Origin of the sequence: Streptomyces sp. NPDC021622, assembly GCF_040640795.1 — a bacterium.
Lineage (GTDB): Bacteria > Actinomycetota > Actinomycetes > Streptomycetales > Streptomycetaceae > Streptomyces.
Genome location: NZ_JBFACK010000001.1, coordinates 72,805 through 93,719, shown reverse-complemented (window position 1 = coordinate 93,719; position 20,915 = coordinate 72,805). Strand labels below are relative to the sequence as shown.

General features: G+C 71.3%; 20 protein-coding genes. 13 read left to right on the top strand and 7 right to left on the bottom strand.

What is annotated here, in order from left to right; all coding sequences use genetic code 11:
* Window positions 1-86: 86 nt before the first annotated feature.
* Window positions 87-701, bottom strand: a complete 615-nt coding sequence (locus AB0G47_RS00455) for an NAD(P)H-dependent oxidoreductase (RefSeq protein WP_360762363.1) — start codon at window positions 699-701, stop codon at window positions 87-89.
* Window positions 702-819: 118 nt separating this feature from the next.
* Here AB0G47_RS00455 and AB0G47_RS00450 point away from each other — a divergent pair, with 118 nt between their 5' ends.
* The 3 genes from AB0G47_RS00450 (at window position 820) to AB0G47_RS00440 (ending at window position 3,194) form a co-directional block, all read left to right on the top strand.
* The gene (locus AB0G47_RS00450) at window positions 820-1,608 is read left to right on the top strand and encodes an aminotransferase class IV (protein WP_360762360.1); all 789 of its coding nucleotides are present in this window, start codon (window positions 820-822) and stop codon (window positions 1,606-1,608) included.
* Between the two features lie 275 nt (window positions 1,609-1,883).
* Window positions 1,884-2,429 carry a hypothetical protein gene (locus AB0G47_RS00445; protein ID WP_360762357.1) on the top strand — a complete coding sequence of 182 codons (546 nt, stop codon included), beginning with the start codon at window positions 1,884-1,886 and terminating at the stop codon, window positions 2,427-2,429.
* A 123-nt stretch (window positions 2,430-2,552) separates the two neighbouring features.
* Window positions 2,553-3,194 carry a class F sortase gene (locus AB0G47_RS00440; RefSeq protein WP_360762354.1) on the top strand — a complete coding sequence of 214 codons (642 nt, stop codon included), beginning with the start codon at window positions 2,553-2,555 and terminating at the stop codon, window positions 3,192-3,194.
* Between the two features lie 27 nt (window positions 3,195-3,221).
* On the opposite strand, the gene AB0G47_RS00435 is transcribed toward AB0G47_RS00440, so the two are convergent.
* Window positions 3,222-4,004, bottom strand: coding sequence for a TSUP family transporter (locus tag AB0G47_RS00435; RefSeq protein WP_360762351.1), 783 nt, complete (start codon window positions 4,002-4,004; stop codon window positions 3,222-3,224).
* A 196-nt stretch (window positions 4,005-4,200) separates the two neighbouring features.
* Between AB0G47_RS00435 and AB0G47_RS00430 the strand changes: the two genes are divergently transcribed.
* From AB0G47_RS00430 to AB0G47_RS00395, 8 genes are all read left to right on the top strand, one after another.
* On the top strand, window positions 4,201-5,550 hold the full coding sequence (locus AB0G47_RS00430; RefSeq protein WP_360762348.1) for a ferredoxin reductase family protein: 1,350 nt from the start codon (window positions 4,201-4,203) through the stop codon (window positions 5,548-5,550).
* Between the two features lie 15 nt (window positions 5,551-5,565).
* The gene (locus AB0G47_RS00425) at window positions 5,566-5,757 is read left to right on the top strand and encodes a hypothetical protein (RefSeq protein WP_360762346.1); all 192 of its coding nucleotides are present in this window, start codon (window positions 5,566-5,568) and stop codon (window positions 5,755-5,757) included.
* 170 nt (window positions 5,758-5,927) lie between these two features.
* Window positions 5,928-7,166 (top strand): FAD-dependent oxidoreductase, encoded by a 1,239-nt coding sequence (locus tag AB0G47_RS00420; RefSeq protein WP_360762343.1) that lies wholly within the window; start codon window positions 5,928-5,930, stop codon window positions 7,164-7,166.
* 1 nt (window position 7,167) lies between these two features.
* Window positions 7,168-9,780, top strand: a complete 2,613-nt coding sequence (gene nirB, locus AB0G47_RS00415; RefSeq protein WP_360762341.1) for a nitrite reductase large subunit NirB — start codon at window positions 7,168-7,170, stop codon at window positions 9,778-9,780.
* Window positions 9,777-10,112: a nitrite reductase small subunit NirD gene (gene nirD / locus AB0G47_RS00410; RefSeq protein ID WP_360762338.1), complete on the top strand. Its 336-nt coding sequence runs from the start codon at window positions 9,777-9,779 to the stop codon at window positions 10,110-10,112. The genes nirB and nirD overlap by 4 nt, the downstream gene beginning before the upstream one ends.
* Before the next feature lie 54 nt (window positions 10,113-10,166).
* Window positions 10,167-10,751: a TetR/AcrR family transcriptional regulator gene (locus tag AB0G47_RS00405; RefSeq protein WP_360762335.1), complete on the top strand. Its 585-nt coding sequence runs from the start codon at window positions 10,167-10,169 to the stop codon at window positions 10,749-10,751.
* A 95-nt stretch (window positions 10,752-10,846) separates the two neighbouring features.
* On the top strand, window positions 10,847-11,623 hold the full coding sequence (locus AB0G47_RS00400; protein ID WP_360762333.1) for a glucose 1-dehydrogenase: 777 nt from the start codon (window positions 10,847-10,849) through the stop codon (window positions 11,621-11,623).
* 48 nt (window positions 11,624-11,671) lie between these two features.
* Window positions 11,672-12,607, top strand: coding sequence for an oxidoreductase (locus tag AB0G47_RS00395; RefSeq protein ID WP_360762330.1), 936 nt, complete (start codon window positions 11,672-11,674; stop codon window positions 12,605-12,607).
* 22 nt (window positions 12,608-12,629) lie between these two features.
* Here AB0G47_RS00395 and AB0G47_RS00390 read toward each other — a convergent pair whose 3' ends face one another.
* Both AB0G47_RS00390 and AB0G47_RS00385 read right to left on the bottom strand, forming a co-directional pair.
* Window positions 12,630-13,253 carry a hypothetical protein gene (locus AB0G47_RS00390; RefSeq protein WP_360762328.1) on the bottom strand — a complete coding sequence of 208 codons (624 nt, stop codon included), beginning with the start codon at window positions 13,251-13,253 and terminating at the stop codon, window positions 12,630-12,632.
* A 10-nt stretch (window positions 13,254-13,263) separates the two neighbouring features.
* Window positions 13,264-15,138, bottom strand: a complete 1,875-nt coding sequence (locus AB0G47_RS00385; RefSeq protein ID WP_360762325.1) for an APC family permease — start codon at window positions 15,136-15,138, stop codon at window positions 13,264-13,266.
* Between the two features lie 280 nt (window positions 15,139-15,418).
* Here AB0G47_RS00385 and AB0G47_RS00380 point away from each other — a divergent pair, with 280 nt between their 5' ends.
* The gene (locus AB0G47_RS00380) at window positions 15,419-15,988 is read left to right on the top strand and encodes a hypothetical protein (protein ID WP_360762324.1); all 570 of its coding nucleotides are present in this window, start codon (window positions 15,419-15,421) and stop codon (window positions 15,986-15,988) included.
* Window positions 15,989-16,140: 152 nt separating this feature from the next.
* On the opposite strand, the gene AB0G47_RS00375 is transcribed toward AB0G47_RS00380, so the two are convergent.
* Window positions 16,141-18,513 (bottom strand): discoidin domain-containing protein, encoded by a 2,373-nt coding sequence (locus tag AB0G47_RS00375; protein WP_360762321.1) that lies wholly within the window; start codon window positions 18,511-18,513, stop codon window positions 16,141-16,143.
* A gap of 84 nt (window positions 18,514-18,597) precedes the next feature.
* Window positions 18,598-19,281, bottom strand: coding sequence for a hypothetical protein (locus AB0G47_RS00370; RefSeq protein WP_360762318.1), 684 nt, complete (start codon window positions 19,279-19,281; stop codon window positions 18,598-18,600).
* A 610-nt stretch (window positions 19,282-19,891) separates the two neighbouring features.
* On the opposite strand from AB0G47_RS00370, the gene AB0G47_RS00365 reads away from it, so the two are divergent.
* Window positions 19,892-20,317 carry a peptidase inhibitor family I36 protein gene (locus AB0G47_RS00365; RefSeq protein ID WP_360762315.1) on the top strand — a complete coding sequence of 142 codons (426 nt, stop codon included), beginning with the start codon at window positions 19,892-19,894 and terminating at the stop codon, window positions 20,315-20,317.
* 54 nt (window positions 20,318-20,371) lie between these two features.
* Here the strand turns inward: AB0G47_RS00365 and AB0G47_RS00360 are convergent, their stop codons facing one another.
* Window positions 20,372-20,866, bottom strand: a complete 495-nt coding sequence (locus tag AB0G47_RS00360; protein ID WP_360762313.1) for a cupin domain-containing protein — start codon at window positions 20,864-20,866, stop codon at window positions 20,372-20,374.
* Window positions 20,867-20,915 lie beyond the last annotated feature (49 nt).

The window sequence follows — 20,915 nt, the reverse complement described above, 5'->3', positions numbered from 1 at the left end:
GACCTGCGGGCCGGTGGGGGCTTGTCGCGCCCACGCGGCGGAGCCGCACATGTCACAGCCCCGCGCCCCTTCGGGGCTCGGCCCCCTCAACTGCCGTACGGGCGCACATCCTTGGCGCTCCGCAGCGCCCACGCCCACCACTGCAGCTGGTCGAGCATCGCCTTCGCGGCGGCGTCGGGACCGGTGGGGTCCTTGTGGGTGCCGTCGGCGTCGAAGAGGCCGCCCGCGTTGTGGAAGGAGACGGTGTCGCGGATGGTGTGGGTGTGCAGCTCGGCGAAGACCGGGCGCAGATGCTCGACCGCGCGCAGGCCGCCGGAGAGCCCTCCGTAGGAGACGAAGGCGAGGGGTTTGGCCTGCCACTCGGCGTTGTGCCAGTCGATGAGGGCCTTCAGCGACGCGGGGTAGGAGTGGTTGTACTCGGGGGTGAGGACGACGAAGGCGTCGGCGGCGGCCAGCTTCGGGGTGACCTTCTCCAGTTCGGCGACCACTTCGGGCGACGGGTCGAAGGAGAGCGCGGTCGGCAGCCGGGACTCGGCCAGGTCGACGACGTCCACCTCGAAGTCCGTGCGCTCGCCGAGCCGGGACAGCAGCCAGTCGGCGACGGTCGGCCCGAAGCGGCCCTCGCGGTTGCTGCCGATGATGACGGCGACGCGCAGGGGGGTGGGGACAGGGGTCTCGTTCACAAGCGTGTTCTGAGTCATGGGGAAGAGCCTCGTATCTCAACCTTGCTTGAGGTCAAGCCGCTCCCGTGGCCGATCTCGCGCGGGGCTCCAAGGGCGTGTCTCCTCGGGGTCCCCGCCACCTCGTACGGTGAGAGGCATGACAACTCCCGCGCTGGTACAGCGCCTTGAGATCGACGGCCGGGCCGCCACCGCCGACCGGCTGCTCCTGCCCGCGCTCGGCGCCGTCGGGCACTTCACCGCCATGCAGGTCAGGGGCGGCGCGGTGCAGGGGCTCGCGCTGCATCTGGCCCGGCTCGACGCGGCGACGCGCGAGCTCTTCGACCACGATCTCGACGGCGAGTACGTCCGCGGCCTGATCCGGCACGTACTGCGCGACGACATCACCGACGCGTCCGTACGCGTCCTCGTCCACGCCTCCGCCGACGGCGAACCGACCGTGATGGTCACCGTCCGGGCGCCGGGCCGGATGCCGGCCGACGCGCAGGCCCTGCAGTCGGTGCCCTACCTGCGCCCCTTCCCTCACATCAAGCACCTGGGCGGCTTCGGACAGGCCCGCTACGGAGAGCTGGCGCGGCGGGCCGGCTTCGACGACGCGCTGCTCACCGGGCCCGACGGGACGATCAGCGAGGGTGCCGTCACGAACATCGCGTTCTACGACGGGACGGAGGTCGTCTGGCCGGACGCACCCTGCCTGGCCGGCATCACCATGCAGCTGATCGAGCCACGTCTCGCGGACGCCGGGCTGCCCACGCGGCACGGCCCGGTCACCCTCGCGGACCTGCCGTCGTACACGGCCGCCTTCGTCACCAACGCGCGCGGCATCGCGCCGGTGCGGCGGATCGACGACACGGAGTTCGCGGTCGACGCGAAGCTGATGCGGGCCGTGACGGAGGCGTACGAGAGCGCACCCTGGGACGTTGTCTGAGCCAGCATCAGGTCCCTCGCGGGGCGCCCGGGTCACCCATTCACAGGCGCCCCGCACCCCCTTCGGATTCTTCTCCGCGACACGCCGGGTGACCTGCTGGAACGTATCCGTCGAAACGTCAGAAGCCGCTCCGCCGCAGAGTTTCTGACGGGCCTTCAGGAGGCGTGCTCCGGCAAGTGCCACTTACCTCGGTAGAGCGGGGTTCGACCGACGCAGCGGCACTTGGGGGTGCCGCGGGCCGTGCCCTCTGAAGGCCCCTCGGAGGAGCGAGCACGATGCGCACAGCCCGCCTGCTGACCACCGCCGCGCTAGCCGTCGCATCGGCGGGTCTGCTCGCGCCGCCCGCAGCGGCCGCCGCGCTCGTCGCCGGCGGGGGCCTGGAGGTCTTTCCGTCCACGGTCGCTCCCGGCACCACCGTCACGGTGAACACCACCGCGTGCGGCAGCGACGGGACCGCGACGGGCGACGCGAGCGCGGTGGGCGCGGGCACCTTCACGCTGGCGCCGAGCACGCACGAGGAGAACGCGATCGGGCAGTTCAAGGTGCCGTCGTCGGCGCAGCCCGGCACCTACGAGATCGTCGCGAAGTGCTCCGGCGCCGACTCGGGCGGCAAGGAGGTTGCGGGAGATCTGGTCGTGACGATCACGTCCACGGCCGCCGCCGAGCAGCGGGTCGCCCCGAAGGGACATGTGAAGACGGGGGTCGGCGGCGCTCTCGGCCCCGACCCCGTGCAGACCACGGCGGGTGTGGCGGCGCTTGCCGTGGCCGCCGCGGGCGGTACCTGGCTCCTGCATCGCCGGGCGAGAGGCGACAGGATCTGACGGACACCCTCCGCTGTCCACCGGTACCGCAAGCCCCCTCCCCCTCCCGGCCCGCGATGTCCCTCGCGGGCCGGGAGGGGGACGAGGGGCCGGACTCCCCGACCCCGAGGAGGACGAACACGTATGCGCAGAAGGACCCTCAACTCCGCGACAGGGGCGGTCACCGCCGTCGCCCTGTGCTCCGGCGCGTGGCTGCTGCACAACGGCGCCGGTCCGGGCCCGCCGCCGCAGCCGTCCGCCGCGCAGGCCGCTTCGGCTTCGGCGTCGGCGGGCACCGGCATCGGCCCCGCCCCCGCGTCATCCGCGCTTCCCCCGTCGCCGCCCGACCGGATCCGGATCCCCTCCATCCGGGTCGACGCGCCGCTCATGGGGCTCGGCCTGACCCGCCAGGGCAGCCTCGACGTACCGCCGCCGAACAAGACGCATCTCGCGGGCTGGTACGAGTCGGGGACCACGCCCGGCGAGCCCGGGACCGCCATCGTGGCGGGGCACGTCGACAACGCCGAAGGCCCTTCCGTCTTCTACGACCTGGGCGGCCTGACCAAGGGCCGCACCATCGAGGTCGAACGCAGGGACGGCAGCGTGGCGGTGTTCACCGTCGACGCGAACGAGGTCTACGCCGCGAAGAACTTCCCCGACGAGAAGGTGTACGGCGCGGCGGACCGCCCCGAGCTGCGGGTCATCACGTGCGGCGGCACGTACTCGCGCAAGACGGGCTACGAGGGCAACGTGGTGGTCTTCGCCCATCTGACGAGCGTGCGCTGAGACTCCGAAAGGTGTTTGCGGCTGCGGCTAGGCGACCCACTGCTCGTACGCCATCTTGGCGACGAGCCCGAACACGGTGGTCAGGAGCACGACCCGGACGAAGCCGCTGCCCTTCTTCAGGGCGGTGCGCGCGCCGAACATGCCGCCCGCGAGGTTGAAGACGGCCATCAGACCGGCCAGTTGCCACAGGACCGCGCCCTGCCAGGCGAACATCGCGAGGGCGCCCGCGTTGGTGCAGCAGTTGACGATCTTGGCGGTGGCGGAGGCCGCCACCAGGTCGAGGTGGAGCACGGCGGTGAGCGCGAGCACCAGGAAGGTGCCGGTGCCGGGCCCGATGAGCCCGTCGTAGAAGCCGATGCCGAGGCCCGCGAGGCCGATCGCGGCGAGGATCCTCTTGGGCGAGGCGGGCCGGGCGGCGGGCGCGGTGCCGAAGTCGGGCTTGAAGATGACGAAGGTGCCGACGGCGACAAGGACGACCATGATGACGGGCTTGAGCACCTCGGTGCTCATCCCCGCGGCGAAGACGGCGCCGCCCATCGACCCGGCGAGCGCGGCGAGCCCGATGCGCACGGCGGTCGGCACGTCGACGGGTGTCTTGCGTACGTACGTGACCGCCGCGCCGGTCGTGCCGACGATGGCGACGGCCTTGTTCGTCCCGAGGGCGTGCGCGGCCGGGGTCGAGCCCGGAAGCCCGATCAGCAGCGCGGGCAGCAGGAGCAGCCCGCCGCCGCCGACCACCGCGTCGATCCAGCCTGCCGCGAGGGCGGCGATACAGAGGACGACGACGGTGGTCAGCGATATGTCGGGCATGATCGCGACCCTATGGAGTGGATGATCATGCCGTCCATGAAATCGGGGAGAGTTGAGGGTCTTCAGAGGTTTCGAAGCGTTCACCGGAGCGCCGATGCTTAACCCCCGTTGAGCCGATCCTCAAGCCCGCCTTAAGGATCAGGGATACCCCTCTGACCAGCCACTTTCAGACGCATCGCCCGCCTACGCTGCGGCCGTGACCACCGAGGCAGCCCATCCCCGACTCGCCGCGTGCCCCGCACTCCGCGTCAGCCCCGCCGCCCTCCGCGCGGGCGTCGTCGGCGGTGCGGTCGCCGTCATCGCCCTGTGGGCCGCGCAGGCCGAGCCGTCGGCGCGGCTCGACGTGCTCTTCGCGACCGGCGCGCATCTGACCGGGCTGCTGGCCGGCTACGGGATCCTCGTGATGCTGTTCCTGATGGCCCGCGTCCCCGCCGTCGAGCACGGGGTCGGCGCCGACCGGCTCGCCCGGCGGCACGCGCTCGGCGGCCGCTACGTCCTCTCCCTCTGCATCGGCCACGCACTCCTTGCCCTCTGCGGATACGCCGCCCACGCCGACACCGACCTGGTCGACGCCACGCTCGACCTGCTCGGCTACCCGGGGCTCGCCCTCGCCACCGTCGGCACCGCGCTGTTCGTGGCCGTCGGCGTGACGTCCGCGCGTGCGGTGCGCCGCCGTGTCCCGCACGAGACGTGGCGGGCCGTGCATCTGCTGACCCACATCGGCGCGGCGCTCGCCTTCGTGCACCAGCTCGCCGGGCCCGATGTGGCGGGCAGTGTCCTCACCGTCTGGGTCTGGTCGTTGCTGCACGCCGTGGTCGCGGTCCTCCTCGTCTGGTACCGCGTCGTCGTGCCGGTGCGGCAGGCGTTCCGGCACAGCCTGCGCGTCATCGACGTACGCGACGAAGGTCCTGGGGTCGTCTCGGTCGTGATGCAGGGCATCGGGCTCGACGGGCTGCGGGCCGAGCCGGGGCAGTTCTTCCGGTGGCGCTTTCTGCGGCGCGGGCTGTGGCGCACCGCGCTGCCGTTCTCGCTCTCCGCGCCCGTGCGGGACGACACCCTGCGGATCACGGTGAAGGCGATCGGCGGCCACACCCGGCGGGTGCGGCGGCTCAGGCCGGGCACGCGGGTGCTCGCCACCGGGCCGTTCGGGGCGCTGACCGCGCATCGGCGTACGCGGCGGAAGGTGCTGCTGCTCGCGGGCGGGGTCGGCATCACGCCGATGCGGGCCCTCTTCGAGACGCTGCCCGGCGGGCCCGGTGACATCACGCTGCTCTACCGGGCGGGGAGCGCGGAGCAGCTCGTGCTGCGGGACGAGCTGGAGGGGATCGCCCGGAGCCGGGGTGCGGCGCTGCACTATCTCCTCGGCCGGTCCGACGCGTCCTTCGATCCGCTCGCCCCGCAGGCGCTGCGGAACCTGGTGCCTGACCTGGCCGAGCACGACGTCTATCTTTGCGGGCCGCCGGGGATGTCCGCGTCGGCTACGGCGGCGCTGGTGCGGGCCGGGGTGCCGGAGGAACGCATCCATGCCGAGTGCTTTGCCTTCTGATTCGAGAGAGCTGACATGGGACGTCACCGCAAACCCGCAGGCCCCGTCCAGGGCCCCACCCTCCAGTCCCGCCGCAAACTGGCGGCGGGCCTCGCCGGGGCCAGCGCCTTGGTTGCGACGGCGCTGACCATGACCATCGCACCCGCGGCCCCGCCTGCCCCCGACCGCGCCCCGCCGGGCGTCCCTGCACCACAGGCCGCACCCTAGGGGCGGGCACCGTCTCGGGGCTCCGCCCCGGACCCCGCTCCTCAAACGCCGGAGGGGCTGAATTTTCTGGACTCCCTCACACCCCACCCCCACCCCCGCTGAGGGCAGCGTTCCCCCCGGGAAACAGTGAGGATGCGGACGGGTAACACCGCCCACGCAGGCTGCCGTACATGACCTCATCAACCTCGAACGCACGTGTGGCGGTGATCGGCGCAGGCCTTGCCGGTGTGCGGCTCGCCCAGCGGCTCGGGGGTGCCGCCGTGCTCATCGGCGAGGAGACGCACGCGCCGTACAACCGGGTGCTGCTCGCCGATGTCCTCGCCGGCCGGTACGGACCGGAGGTCATCGGCCTGCCGGCCGCCCCCGGGGAGTTCCTGCGCACCCGTGCCGTCCGGGTCGACCGCGAGGACCGGCTCGTGCACTGCGCCGACGGCGGCGTCGTCCGGTACGAGACGCTCGTCCTCGCCACCGGCTCCAACCCGGTCCTTCCGCCCCTGCGCGGCCTCTTCGCGCCGGACGCCCGCGAGCTGCCGCGCGGTGTGCACCCCTTCCGGACCATGGACGACTGCCTCGCGCTCTCGGAGGCGATACGTCCGGGCGTGCGCGCCGTCGTCATCGGCGGCGGGCTGCTCGGTGTCTCCGCCGCCCGCGCGCTCGCCGTGCGCGGCGCCCAGGTCGTCCTCACCCAGCAGGGCGACCGGCTCATGGAGCGCCAGCTCGACCCGGCCGCGAGCGAGCTGGTCCACCGGCATCTCACCGACCTCGGGGTCGAAGTGCACACCGAGTGCCGGGTGCGCGGTGTGCGGCAGGTCGACGGGGCTGTACGGTCGGTCGAGCTCGCCGACGGCTATCTGCTCGGCACCGACCTCACCGTGCTCGCCTGCGGTGTCCGCCCCCGCGTGGGCCTGGCCCAGGCCGCCGGGCTCGACGTGCGGCGCGGCATCGTCGTCGACGACGAGCTGCGCACGTCCGATCCGCACATCCGGGCCATCGGCGACTGCGCCGAGCACTCCGGCGAGGTGCGCTGCCTCGCGGCACCCGCCCTCGAACAGGCCGACGCCCTGGCCGACTCCCTGCTCTCGCCGGACAGCGCGCGGCCGTACTCCGGCACCCGCGCCCTGACCCGGCTCACCCTGCACACCGGCCGTCCCGGCTCCGCTCCCCTGGACCTGGCGGCCTTCGGCGACCCCGAGCCCCGGCCCGACGACGACGTGGTGCAGCTCGCGGACGCGACCCGCGGCACCTACCGCAAGGTCGTCGTACGGGGCGACCGGCTCGTCGGCGGGGTCCTGCTCGGCGAGCTCGGCACCGTCGGCGCGCTCGCCCGCGCATGGGAGTCCGACGACCCGCTGCCCGAGGACGACGGCAGCCCCTTGCTCCACCTGCTCACCCACGACGGAGGCCTCTGACATGCCCACGGATGACACCCCCCGCCACAGCACCGCCCAGAGCACCATCGTGCTCGTCGGGCACGGCATGGTCGGCCAGCGCTTCCTGGAGGCCGCGGCCGCTCGCGGTCTGACCGACACGCACCGCGTGGTCGTCCTGTGCGAGGAGCCGCGCCCCGCCTACGACCGCGTACAGCTCACCTCGTACTTCTCGGGCCGCACCCCCGACGAACTCTCCCTCACGGACCCGGAGTTCATCGAGAAGCACGGCATCGAGCTGTACGTGGGCGATCCCGCCGAGTCCGTCGACCGGGACGCGAAGACCGTCACGGCGCGCTCGGGGCAGACCTTCGCCTACGACACGCTCGTCCTCGCCACCGGCTCCTTCCCCTTCGTACCGCCGGTGCCGGGCAAGGACACGACGGGCTGTTTCGTCTACCGCACCATCGAGGACCTGCTGGCCATCGAGGAGTACGCGAAGACGTACGCGAAGACCGGTGCCGTGGTCGGCGGCGGTCTTCTCGGCCTGGAGGCGGCGGGCGCGCTGCGCGGGCTCGGACTCGACACGCACGTCGTGGAGTTCGCGCCGCGGCTGATGCCGGTCCAGGTCGACGAGGGCGGCGGCGCGGCACTGCTTCGCACCATCACGAACATGGGCCTGACCGTGCACACGGGTGTCGGCACCCAGGAGATCGTCGGCGAACAGGGCGCCGTCAGCGGGATGAAGCTGTCGGACGGGAGTGAACTCGCCACCGATCTGGTCGTGTTCTCCGCCGGTGTCCGGCCCCGCGACCAACTCGCCCGTGACACCGGCCTGTCGGTGGGCGAGCGCGGCGGCATCACCGTCGACGAGCAGTGCCGCACCAGCGACCCGGACGTGTACGCGATCGGCGAGTGCGCGCAGGCGTCGGACGGCCGGGTCTACGGCCTGGTCGCGCCCGGCTACGAGATGGCCGAGACGGCAGCGGCGGCGATCGCCGCCGAGGAGTCGAGCTTCACCGGCGCCGACCTCTCCACCAAGCTCAAGCTGCTCGGCGTGGACGTCGCCTCCTTCGGCGACGCGCACGGCACCGCCGATGACTGCCTGGACGTCGTCTACTCCGACTCGCGCTCGGGAACGTACAAGAAGCTGGTCATCGGCCCGGGCGGCGAGCTGCTCGGCGGTGTCCTGGTCGGCGACGCGGAGGCGTACGGCGTCCTGCGGCCGCTGACCGGCACCGTGCCGCCGGTCTCGCCGGAGCAGCTGGTCCTTCCCGCGGGCGCGGGCGGACCGGTGTCGATCGGCCCGTCCTCGCTGCCGGACTCCGCGGTCATCTGCTCCTGCCACAACGTCACCAAGGGCACGATCCGCGGCGCCGTCACCGAGCACAGCTGCACCACCGTGCCCGAGGTCAAGAAGTGCACCAAGGCCGGTACGGGCTGCGGCAGTTGTGTGAAGGTGCTGGGCCAGCTGGTCAACGACGAGCTGGAGGCGTCGGGCGTCGAGGTCGACAAGGGCCTGTGCGGCTGCTTCGGCCAGACCCGCCAGGAGCTGTACGAGATCGTCCGCACCCTGGGCATCACCTCCTACCGGCAGCTCCTCGACGCCCACGGCCGCGAGGCGGCCCGCGGCACCGAGGGCTGCGAGACCTGCAAGCCGGCGGTCGGTTCGATCATCGCCTCGCTCGCCCCGACGATCGGCGCCGACGGCTACGTACTCGAAGGCGAACAGGCCTCCCTCCAGGACACGAACGACCACTTCCTCGCCAACCTCCAGAAGAACGGCTCCTATTCGGTCGTGCCGCGCATCCCCGGCGGCGAGATCACCCCGGACAAGCTGATCGTGATCGGCGAGGTGGCACGGGACTTCGGGCTCTATACGAAGATCACCGGCGGCCAGCGCATCGACATGTTCGGCGCCCGCGTCGAACAACTCCCCATGATCTGGGCGCGGTTGGTGGACGCGGGCTTCGAGTCGGGTCACGCGTACGGCAAGTCGCTGCGGACGGTGAAGTCGTGCGTCGGGCAGACCTGGTGCCGCTACGGCGTGCAGGACTCGGTGCGGATGGCGATCGACCTGGAGCTGCGCTACCGGGGCCTGCGCTCCCCGCACAAGCTGAAGTCCGCCGTCTCCGGCTGTGCGCGCGAGTGCGCCGAGGCGCAGTCCAAGGACTTCGGGGTGATCGCCACGTCGAGCGGCTGGAACCTGTACGTGGGCGGCAACGGCGGCGCGACCCCGCGCCACGCGGACCTGCTCGCGCAGGACCTGTCCGACGCCGAACTGGTGCGCCTCATCGACCGGTTCCTGATGTTCTACATCCGCACGGCGGACCGCCTTGAGCGCACCTCGACCTGGCTCGAGCGGATCGAGGGCGGCCTCGACCACGTACGCGATGTGGTCGTGCACGACTCGCTCGGCATCTGCTCCGAGCTCGAGGCCCTGATGGCCGACCATGTCGCGCACTACCGCGACGAGTGGTCCGAGACCATCAACGACCCCGAGCGGCTCGCCCGGTTCGTGTCCTTCGTGAACGCGCCGGACGTCCCGGACCCCACGGTGAGCTTCGTCCCCGAGCGGGACCAGATCAAGCCCGACCTGCCGCTGCTGAGCATCGGCTCCCGCCCTCGCGACCTGGAAGGTGCCGCATCCTCATGACTGCCCCGATGAGCGTTCAACTCCGCCTGGACGACGACTGGTTCGAGGTCTGCGACCGCGCACGGCTGCTGCCGGGCCGGGGCATCGCCGCCCTGCTCCCCGACGGCCGCCAGGCCGCACTCTTCATCGACCGCGCGGGCCGCGCGTACGCGATCGACAACCGCGACCCGTTCACCGGCGCGGCGGTGCTCTCGCGCGGGCTGCTCGGCGCGGCGGACGGACGTCCGTTCGTCGCGTCGCCGCTCCTGAAGCAGCGCTTCGACCTGGAGACGGGCCGGTGCCTGGACGACGACTCGGTGACGGTGGAGACGCATACGGTGCGGCTTGCCTGACTCGCTCGACGGGATTACTTGACCGTCCGTTCCAAAAATGTCTACTCTTCCCTCGTGGCCAGGACCAAGGAATTCGATCCGGACGCCGCGCTCCAGTCGGCCCTAGAGCTGTTCTGGCGGCGCGGCTACGAGGCGACGTCGATGGCCGACCTCGTCGAGGCGCTCGGCATCGGGCGCGCCAGCATCTACGCCACGTTCGGCAACAAGCACGAGCTGTACATGAAGGCGCTCGACCGGTACGCCCAGTTCCAGAACCCCCGCCTGCTCGCCGAGCTCTCGCAGCCGGGCCCCGCACTGCCCGCCGTACGCGCGGTGGTGCGCCGCTTCGGGAGCGAGTCCGCCTCCGAGGACGCCCGCCTGAACGGCTGTTTCATCACCAATACGGCGGCCGAGCTCGGACCGCACGACGAGGCGGCCGCCCGCTGCGTCGAGCGCAGCTGGGAGCACATCGAGACGCTGCTGCACTCGGCGCTCGTCCGCGCGCAGGCGCAGGGGGAGCTGCCGGAGGACCGCGATCCGCTCGCCATCGCGCGCATGCTGCTGACCCTGATGCAGGGGCTGCGCGTGGTCGGCAAGGCGTCGCAGGATCCGGCGCGGGTGCGGGACGCCACGGAGCAGGCGCTGATCCTGCTGGACTGACTGCTCGACTGACTGCTCGACTGAAATTCCGGCTCCCTCTTGGCCCTTTTTTACGCCCTCATACTGAACCGATCGTTCAAGAAAAGAGCTCTGTCATGACTTCAGGACCGCGCACCCGCTTCACCGGCCGCACCGCCCTTGTCACCGGCGGCGGCTCCGGCCTCGGCCGGGCCATCGCGCTCGCCTTCGCCGCCGAGGGTGCGAACGTCGTCGTCGCCGGGCGCACGGAGGGCACGCTCAAGGAGACCGTGGGGCTCATCGAGGAGGCCGGCGGCAGCGCGCTCGCCGTCACCGCCGACGTGACCCGGAGCGCGGATCTCGCGACCCTCGTCTCCACCACGGTCGAGCGGTTCGGCTCGCTCGACGTGGCCGTCAACAACGCGGGCGTCCTGCGCGCGGGGCAGCCGGTCGCCGATCTGCCCGAGGACGACTGGCGGACGCTGCTCGACATCAATGTCACCGGGGTGTTCCTCGCGCTGCGGGCCGAGGTGCAGCAGATGCGTACGCAGCCAGGCGGCGGGGCGATCGTGAACATCGCGTCGGTCCTTGGCACCCACGCACGCCGTCCGGGCACCACGGCGTACGCCACCACCAAGGCGGCCGTCTCCATCCTGACCAAGGGCGCCGCGGCCGAGCACATCCAGGACGGGGTACGGATCAACGCCGTGAGCCCCGGCTCGTCGGACACCAGCATGTCGCTGCTGCCGGGCGAGAGCGAGGCCGAGCGCACGGAGCGGATGAAGAACGCGACGCCGCTGGGCCGGGTGTCCACGACCGCGGAGGTCGCCGCGGCCGTGCTGTACCTCGCGTCGGACGACGCGGCGTCGGTGGTCGGGGCGGACCTGGTGATCGACGGGGGTGCCGCCGCCTGACGCTCTGGCGTAGGCTCGCTCCCTCTCGGCAGCGGAGGGAGCTGTGTCATGGCGGGCTGGAACGCGAGCGACATCCCCGACCAGAGCGGCCGCACGGCCGTGGTCACCGGAGCCAACAGCGGCATCGGCTATGTCACGGCACGCGAACTCGCCCGCCGTGGCGCGCGCGTGGTCCTCGCCTGCCGCAGCGAGGAGCGCGGGTCGCGGGCGCTGGCCCGGCTGCGTTCCGAAGTGCCGGGCGCGGAGGCCGAGTTCAGGAGGCTCGACCTCGGAGATCTGGGCTCCGTAAGGGAGTTCGCGGCGTCGTACGAGAGTGAGGCGCAGGGCGGGCTCGATCTGCTCATCAACAACGCGGGGGTGATGGCGCTCCCGTACCGGCAGACGGTGGACGGCCTCGAGACGCAGTTCGGCGTCAATCACCTGGGCCACTTCGCGCTCACGGGGCTGCTCCTGCCGCTGCTCCTGCGGACGCCGGGCGCGCGGATCGTCACGGTGTCCAGCGGCATGCACGCCGTGGCGAACATCGACATCGACGATCTCAACAGCGAGCGGAGCTACCGGCGTTGGATCGCCTACGGCCGCTCCAAGACGGCGAACCTGCTCTTCGTCCACGAACTGGCACGGCGTCTCGCGGCCGCCGGCTCCGATGTGGTGGCCGCGGCGGCGCATCCCGGCTATGCGTCGACGAACCTCCAGGCGGCCGCACCCCGGATGGAGGGCCGCAAGGCGGCCGAGCGCTTCATGCGGATCGGCAACGGCCTGGTCGCGCAGTCGGCCGACGCGGGCGCGCTGCCCACGCTGTTCGCGGCCACGGCACCGGGTGTGCGGCCGGACTCCTTCACCGGGCCGAGGATTCTGGGGTGGCGCGGGGCGCCTGCGAGGTCCTGGCGGGCGGGGTGGACCAAGAGTGACGTGGCGGCGGGGCGGCTGTGGGAGGCGTCGGAGGGGTTGACCGGGGTCGGGTACGGGGAGCTGAAGGGTTGACCGGGCATTCCTGTCCCGCCCGCTAACTCCCCTGCTCAAGAAGGGACTTCAGCGCGGCAAGGCGGTCCTTCCAGAAGGACTTGTACGCCGCGACCTCCGCCGCGTCCCGCAGCTTTTCGTGGCCGACCCCCACCACCGTCTTCCCCGGCGCCTTCACCGTGAGCGTCACGGAGATGCGCCCGGCACCCCCGCCGTCCGCGTCCTTGAAGTCGGCGGTCACCGACTTGGCGGGGCGGTGCGTGCGCACCGTGAAGTCGACGTCCGGCAGCCACCGCGCCCGCAGGCCGTCGTCGGTGAACGCCTCGATCACCCGCGCCGCCGTGGCGTCGATGGTCTTGCTGCCGCTGGTCCGCCACTCGCCCGTGCTGCTCTGGCCGACCTCGCGAAGTCCGCGCTCCTGTTCGTAGCCGACGGCCACGGACTGCGCGTACCAGCCGTCGACGCCGTGGTCCTCGCGGACGTGGCGGGCGATCTCGGTGTGGTTGCGGGACGTGCCGCCCCAGGCGTCGAGCAGGGCGAACCACTCCTCCCACCCCTTGCCGGTCGCCTCGCGCAGCGCGTCGGACGACAGCTTTTCGGTGATCTTCCTGCCGGCACTTTCGGTGATCTTCTTGCTCGCACCCGCATGGCCCGCGCTTCCGCTCATGGCGCCGACGCTAGGACCGGCGCCGCCCCGCTGCAAGACGGAACCGCAGTCGGCAGATGACCGCGTCCGTGTCGCGGCGCACCGCGTGCGCGAGGACCGAGCCGCGCTGGTTCTGCAGCAGCCGCTGCCAGACATGGGCGGGCTCCACCTCGGGGATCAGGACGGTGACGCGGGTGGTGGGGTGGTACGTATAGATCTTCCGTACGTACGCCGACACCGGCCGCCCGACGGTGCGCGTCTGCGAGGGCAGTTCGACCAGGTCGACACCCGGGTTCCACAGCTCCCAGTCGCGGCGCAGCGCCTCGGCGGCGCGCCGGTCCTCGGGGTCGGCGTGGGTGACGGTGACGGCGCGGACCTCGTCGCCGAGCGAGACGGCGGCGCCCAGCGCCTCGCAGGTGAGGCGGGAGAGGTTCGACACGGGGACGATGACCAGGGAGTGGTCGCGGTGCGGGGGCTCCGGGACGCGCCCGAGACCCAGGTCGTCGCCGATCCTGAGATAAGCGCGGTGCACGGCCTCGAAGGAGAGCACGATCGCCGGAAGGGCGAGCACGATCAGCCAGGCGCCCTCGGTGAACTTGGTGGCCGTGACGACCACCGCCGAGATGCCGGTGAGCACCGCCCCGAAGCCGTTGAGCAGGGCCTTCGCGGGCTTGCCCGCCTTGCGCCAGTGCAGCACCATGCCGGTCTGGCAGAGCGTGAAGCCGACGAACACGCCGATCGCGAAGAGCGGCACGAGGGTGTTGGTGTCGCCGCCGGAGAAGACGAGCAGCGCGGCGGAGACGGCGGCGAGCGCGAGGACGCCGTGCCGGTGGACCTGGCGGTCGGCCTTGAGGGCGAAGACGTGGGGGAGGTAGTTGTCCCGGGCCAGCAGGCTCATCAGGACGGGCAGGCCGCCGAAGGACGTGTTGGCGGACAGGGCCAGCAGGATCATCGTCGCGAACTGCACGACGTAGAAAGCCCAGTTGTGGCCGAGTGAGGCGTCCGCGAGCTGAGCGAGGACGGTGACGCCCTCGACCGGCTGCAGGCCGAAGCGGGAGATCAGCACGGAAAGGCCGATCAGCATCACGCCGAGCAGCGCGCCGAGCGCGACCTCCGCGTGCTGGGCGCGCTTGACGCGCGGGGCACGGAAGGAGGGCACGGCGTTGGCGATCGCCTCGACGCCCGTGAGCGCGGAGCAGCCCGAGGCGAACGCCTTGAGCAGGAGCAGCGCGCCGACCGTGGTGGCGTTGTCGGCGAGGACGGAGGCGTGGCCCTCGGCGGCGGCCGTGCTGACCGGGCCGTCCCGGAAGAGCCCGACGACGACCATCGTGAGTATCGCGCCGACGAAGACCGCGGTCGGCGCGATGAAGACCTTCGCCGAGTCGACGATGCCGCGCAGATTGACGCCCGTGACGACGACGAGCACCGCCAGGCAGATCCACACCCGGTCGCCGTACAGCTCGGGGAAGGCGGAGGTGAGCGCGGCGACGCCCGCGGTGACGGCGACGGCGACATTGAGTACGTAGTCGAGGACGAGCGAGGCCGCGGCGACGAGCCCGGCCCGGCGCCCCAGGTGGGTCTTGGCGGCGGCATAGCTGCCGCCCCCGTCGGGGAAGGCGGCGATGACCTGGCGGTAGGAGGCGACGAGCACGGCGAGCAGTGCGGCGATGCCGAGCGTCACCGGGAGCGTGAACCCGAGGCCGTGGCCGCCGGCCGCGGCGAGCACCAGGACGATGGCCTCGGGGCCGTACGCGACGGAGGCCATGGCGTCGAGGGAGAGCGCGGCGAGCCCCTGTACGGCGGTCAGCCGGTGGCGGTCCGCACGGGCCGCCGCCGCTGCGTCGGTATCCGGGGGTTCCTCGACGGCGACGGGGCCGCTGTCCGGCGACTCGGACACGGTGGTCATGGGCGTACCTCCAGGCAGGGGTGGCATCAGGGGTGGAAAAGGAATGCCCAGCGTCAGGGCGCACGGCACGCCCCGCGCGCCGTCTTGGTGACTCCCTTGCGCGCCGGGCCGGGATCTTCACGCGTCGTTGACGCGGGGTCGCGCGGGGATCTCGCGGGGATCTCTCGGATTCGCGCGGGCCACGGCGTGGCATCAGCGGTACGTCAAGGAGTGCGGCGGCGGAGTAAGCGGCCCGTCAACGCCGCTGACGCGATGTGGTGCCGGGCCTACGGTGCCGCACATGGGACATGACAGGACGACACGGGGCAGGGTGCTCGGCAGGGGCGTGGAGGCGTGGGAGGGCGCCGCGGAGGACACCGTGTCCGACCGGCGCTGGGCGGGCGACGTACGGGCCGCGGCCTTCTGCGCCCTCGCCCTCTTCCTCCTGGTCACGCTCGTCGACCTGGCCAACGGCACGCTGGACGCGGTGCGGGCCGGGCTGTGGGCGGCACTTTCGGCGCTTTTGTACGTCATCCTGCATCCGGTGCGGGTGACGGCGGGCCCGGGGTGGCTGGCCGTCCGCGGACTGCTGCGCGGCCGTCATGTGTGTACGGGCCTGCTGACCGCGGTGCGGCACGAGCCGGGAGTCGCGGCGCGCCTGGTCCTGAGCGACTCCCTGGGCAACCGTGTGCAGCTCGACCCCAAGGTGCTCGCGGAGAACCCCTTGCTGCTGCACCGCCTGGACGCGGGGGCGCGGGACGCGAGGGAGCGGGGGCTGCTGCGGACAGGCGCGGAGGTGCTCGGCGGTCTGTCCGCCCGCCTGGACGCGGAGGGGGCGCGGGGGGTCTTCGAGGCGTCGGACCTGCGGTAGGCGCTCAGGCCCGCCCACCCACCCTTTCAGCCCGTCCGGCGTTTGAGGACGAACTCGGCGGAGCCGGTGATCTACGGCCACCTCGCGGCCGGCGGAGCCGGAAAGTTCGGGAAGGGGCGGGGTTGGGGAAGAAGCCCCGCAGGGCCTACGGCCTACCCCCGCACCTCGAACCGGTAGAGCGAATACCCGTACTCCGTCTGCCGCTTCACCCCCTGCATCCGCACAAACCGCGCCACGACCGACGGCAGGTCGACCGCGTCGACCCCCGCCTCATCCCGCCCCCGCCGCTCAGCCACGGTCCGCCACCCCGACGAGCCCCCGTCCGCCGAGACCTGCACGTCATAGTCCCGCCCGGCCGCCGCCTCCCAGTCGAGAAGCACCCGCCGCACACTCCGCGCCTCCCCGAGATCGACGGCGATCCACTCACCATCGCTGTACTTCGAGGCCCACCGAGTCCCCGCGTCCCCATCGACCGCGTTCTCCGCCCCCAGCGAAGCCGTCTCCGCGGAAGAAGCCGTCGCCTTCCGCCCCCGAGCCAGATCAGGCACGTCGAAAACCTGCACGGACCACAACACCCACCGCGCCCGCCCGCTCTCCCGCCCCCGCACCCGGACGTACCGCGCCTCCACACCCCCGAACTCCAGCTCGTCCCAGCCGGCCCGCTCAAGCCCCCGCCGGGAGGCGACCCTCCGCCACGCGCTCCCATCGTCCGAAACCTCGATGTCGTACGAACGACCGTGTTCCCGCCCCCAGTCCAACCGCACCCGCCCCACGTGCCGCACCGCACCGAGGTCGACCCGCACCCACGGTCCCCCGGCCTCGGCGGCGCTGGTCCAGCAGGTGACGTGGCTGCCGTCGGACACGTACGACGCATGGGCGCCCGACGACGCGGTCGCGGCCGCACCGAAGGCGAGCTCGTCGGGATCGGCCAGTGTCGGGGTCACGGTGGAGAGCCCGGGGCCCTGCGCCCCGCACCGCAGCAGCGCGGTGAACTCCCCGTAGGCGATGCCCTGTTCGCCGCCGCTCCACATCTTCTGCGCGAGCGTGCCGTACGTCTTCTCGATGAGGCCGTGCACGTCCTGCTGGGTATACGTGGCATGCACGAGGTCGTTCCACACCGCGGACATGGCACCCCGCAACTGCGGATCGCCAGGGTCCAGACTCTCGCTCCCCGGGAAGACGTGCGGCTCCCAACTGTCGTACAGATAGCGGCCGTCGAGCCCGTGCCCGTGGTAGTAGTCGGCGAACGGCACCACGTACAACAGCCCGTCGTTCGTGTTCACGATCTCGTAGCCGTCGGCCTTGGCGGCCTGCGGCCCGTACCAGCCGTTGTTCCAGCTGTGGATGGTGACGTCGCGGTCGTACCCGTCCGCCGAACCGGCCATCTCGGTCAGGCTTCCCCAGGCACGCGGATGCTTGCCGAGGCTCCGCAGATGCTCCGCCATGTCGTTGAAGTACGCGCGGTACTGGGCCTCGGGCCCGGTGTATTCGTCGGCCCCGTAGTGCACTTCGGGACTGCGGAACCACGGCACGAACTCCTCGAAGACGGCCTTCATAAAGGCCGTCGTCTCGGGCTTGGCGAGGTCGAGGTGGTCGGAGTTGCCGCCGTCGAGGCCGAGCGAGGGCCGGAAGCGTACGAAGGAACGCGCGTGGGCCGGGGCATCGATCTCCGGGGTGAGCTGCACGGCGTGCAGGGCGGCGGTGTCCTCGAAGGAGTCCCAGTCGGCGCGCGAGTACGAACCGTCGGGCGCCGCAAGCCCCTCCCACTCGGCAGCGTCGCTCCTCAGCCGGAAGGCGTCATAGGCCTTGCTCCAGTCGCCGCCCGGGGCCTTGATCTCGTTGTCGTTGAGATGGAGCTGAAGATCGTTGAGCTTGAACCACCCCATGACGCGCAGGTAGTCCCGCACGAATCCGGGCGTGAAGAAGCGCCGTCCGACATCCAGCATGAAGCCGCGCAGACGGTAGTTGGGCCAATCCTGAGCGGTCCCGACGGGCACGCGGGAGCGCTGCTCGTCGTGGAGGAGAATCTGAAGAAGTGAGCGGGTGCCGTAGTAGACACCGCTGTAGGCGGGCGCGGTGATGGTGACGGCATCGACCCTGACCGCAAGTTCATACCCCTCGCGGGCGTAGAGCTCGCCACCCTTTGCGTGCCGGGCGGCCGCGTCGAGGCGCAGCAGGATCTCGCCGTCGGCGGCGCGGGAGCGGCGGACGGCGCGGGGCGCGGCGAGCTTCAGCCCTGTGATGTCGGCGGTGTCCCGCGTCAACTGCTGCGCCAGAACGAGAAGTTGACCGGCATCCTGAGCGGGAACGACGACCCGGGACTCCGGGGTGAGCCGGTGGGCGCCGTCGCCGCCGGCCCATTCCTGGAGGGCGGGAATGACGGTCGGGCGGGCATTGCCCCGACGCGCGGCACCGGCAGGGGGCGCTCCCGCGCCCACGGCGTGAGCCGTGGGCGACGGAAGGGCGACGGCCGCGCCCGCGACGGCTGTCGCGGCGATGAGAGTGCGACGGGAGAGGTTCGTCATGGCAGTGGACTACACCACTCAACTCCCCAGCCTCACAAGGGAATCAACAAAAACACTCGCGAGCCGTCGCCACAGGAGCGGCGGCTATCCGCATTCGATGCGATCGATCTGGTCGTAGGCGGCCGCATGGAACTCCCGGCCGTCGTACGTCTCGATGAAGCCGTTGGTGACGCCCTGGTAGTCGTGCGTCCCCGTGCCGGAGCAGTCCACCCAGATGTAGGTGTCCAGGGAGCTGCTGTCATCGTTGTCGAAGGTCTGCTCGTAGAGCTGCTGCCAGCCCCACCAGCGGGACCAGGCAAGACCGCTGTGCATCTGGATGTCGAGCACCTGGTAGAGGCACGAGGTCAGCGAGTCGTTGTAGATCAGGTTGCCCTGGCGGTACACAAGGACCCAGAGCCCGCAGCCCGTTGGGTACTGGGCCGGGCCGACCTCGGCCGTACCGCTGGTCGGCTTGCTGCCGTACTTGAGTCTCTTGAGCTCGGCGGCCGAGGACCCCTTCTTGGCGGTCCCCTTCTTGGCGGTCTCCTCGTACGGAGCTGAGGTGACGCCGAGTATCTCGGCGCCGTCGGCCTTCAGTTCGGCGATGCGCTTCTCGAGCTGCTGCGGAAGCTGGTCAGGCACGGGGTTCGCGCCGGTTCCGTCGCTCGTGCCGCTTCCGCCGCTCGTGCCGGTCCCGCCGCTCGCGGTCTGCGCCTGCGCCGGGCCGACCACCAGGAGCGTCATCGCGCTGACCATCGCGGCCAGCAGAAATAAGAATCGCCCTTTCATTGTCTCCCCCTGTTTGGGCAGTGGGGACCCAGTAACCACTCAGAGGCATTCCAGGAACAAGTCGAGGAACAAGTCCAAGATCTCCCCCGGCGATCATTGGATCAATGTCGGGCGCAACACTATTCGCCGATATGGACAACCGGCGCGCTGTTCACAGAGTCTCCTTCAGTCACCCCTTGGCGGGATGGCGCGTTCCTCACCACTGCCGGGACCCTCCGGCGGATCGACGCGCGGCTCCCGCACCCCGCCCGCCTCTCCCCCACCCTCATCTTCGACACCCTCCCGAACTGCGTCTTCCCGCTGCGGCCAGGTCCGCTCCTCCGGAGAATGCGATCGGAACGAAAGCGTCCGCCGCACTTTGATCTTTTTCATTCGACCACCCCTTCTGTCTCGATGATATCGACGCACACAATCCAGGACCCTCATGAATTGCCCCCACGAAGGTCACCGATTCCACACTTGAGGAATGGGAACACGTTTCACCGACGCCGCGATACGACGCGACGAACCGGCCAACCAGCCCTGCGGGGGATGGCGGCTGACCGTACAGATCAACAAGTCTGAGGGCCCACGGCGCCCTCACGGGCCCTGACGATTAAGGCGGACCGGGATGCGCAGGCTCATCGCGACAAGGAAGAAGCTCTCCGTACTGCTCGTGGCGGTGGCCGCCGCGACCGCCACCGCGCTGCCGGCCTCCACGGCGCACGCGGCTGACGGATACGACCGCTGCCCCGACGGCCACTACTGCATGTTCTCGGGCCTCGACGGGACCGGTGACATGGTCGCCCTCAGGACGAACACCCCGGACCTCGCGGCGCTCGGCATGAACGACCGGGCCAAGTCGGACTGGAATCGCACGCCTTCGACCATCTACCTCTGGTCCGACGCGAACTACACGGGCTGTACGGCGGTGACCTCTGCCGGCCCGACGGGCAAGGGCAACTTCTTCCCTGCCTACCAGGACTTCTTCAGCTCGGTGCAGTTCGACGGACCCGGCGGCATGAGCTGCGGCACACCGCCCGACGAGAACGGCTGAGGGCCGGTCTGTTTCATCCCGTTCATCACGTTCATCCCGTTCATCCCGGCGGCTTCAGGTGAGGTCGGTGGCGGGCTCGGTCGCGTAGCGGCTCATCGCGTCGATGCCGGCCTGTGGCGTCAGCGGCCTGCCGCCGGCCATCACGTCCTGGAGGTCTCGGAAGTACTGCACGTACAGGTCCGGGGTGAACGTGCTGAGCATGACGGCGGGTTGGCCGGTCACGTTGGCAAAGGTGTGCGGGACGCCGGGCGGAACCATCACGAGCGTGCCCGAGATGGCGTCGTGGTCATCCTCCCCGACGGTGAACCGCACCGTGCCGGAGACGATGTAGAAGCCCTCGTCGTGCTGGGCGTGGCGGTGCTGCGGCGGCCCGGCGGTGTGCGGGGCGAGGACGGACTCGGCGATGGCGAGGCGGTGCCCGGTGTGGCTGCCGTCTTCGAGGACGCGCATGCGCGTGGTGCCGAGGACGATCGTCTCGCCGCCGTCGGGACCGACCACCGATACGGCGGGGTCGGCCTGCGGTGCACTGGTCTTGGCTTCGTCGGTCATGCTCCGAGTGCACCGCCAGGACCCCGCGGCTGTCCAAGACCCGTTCCGC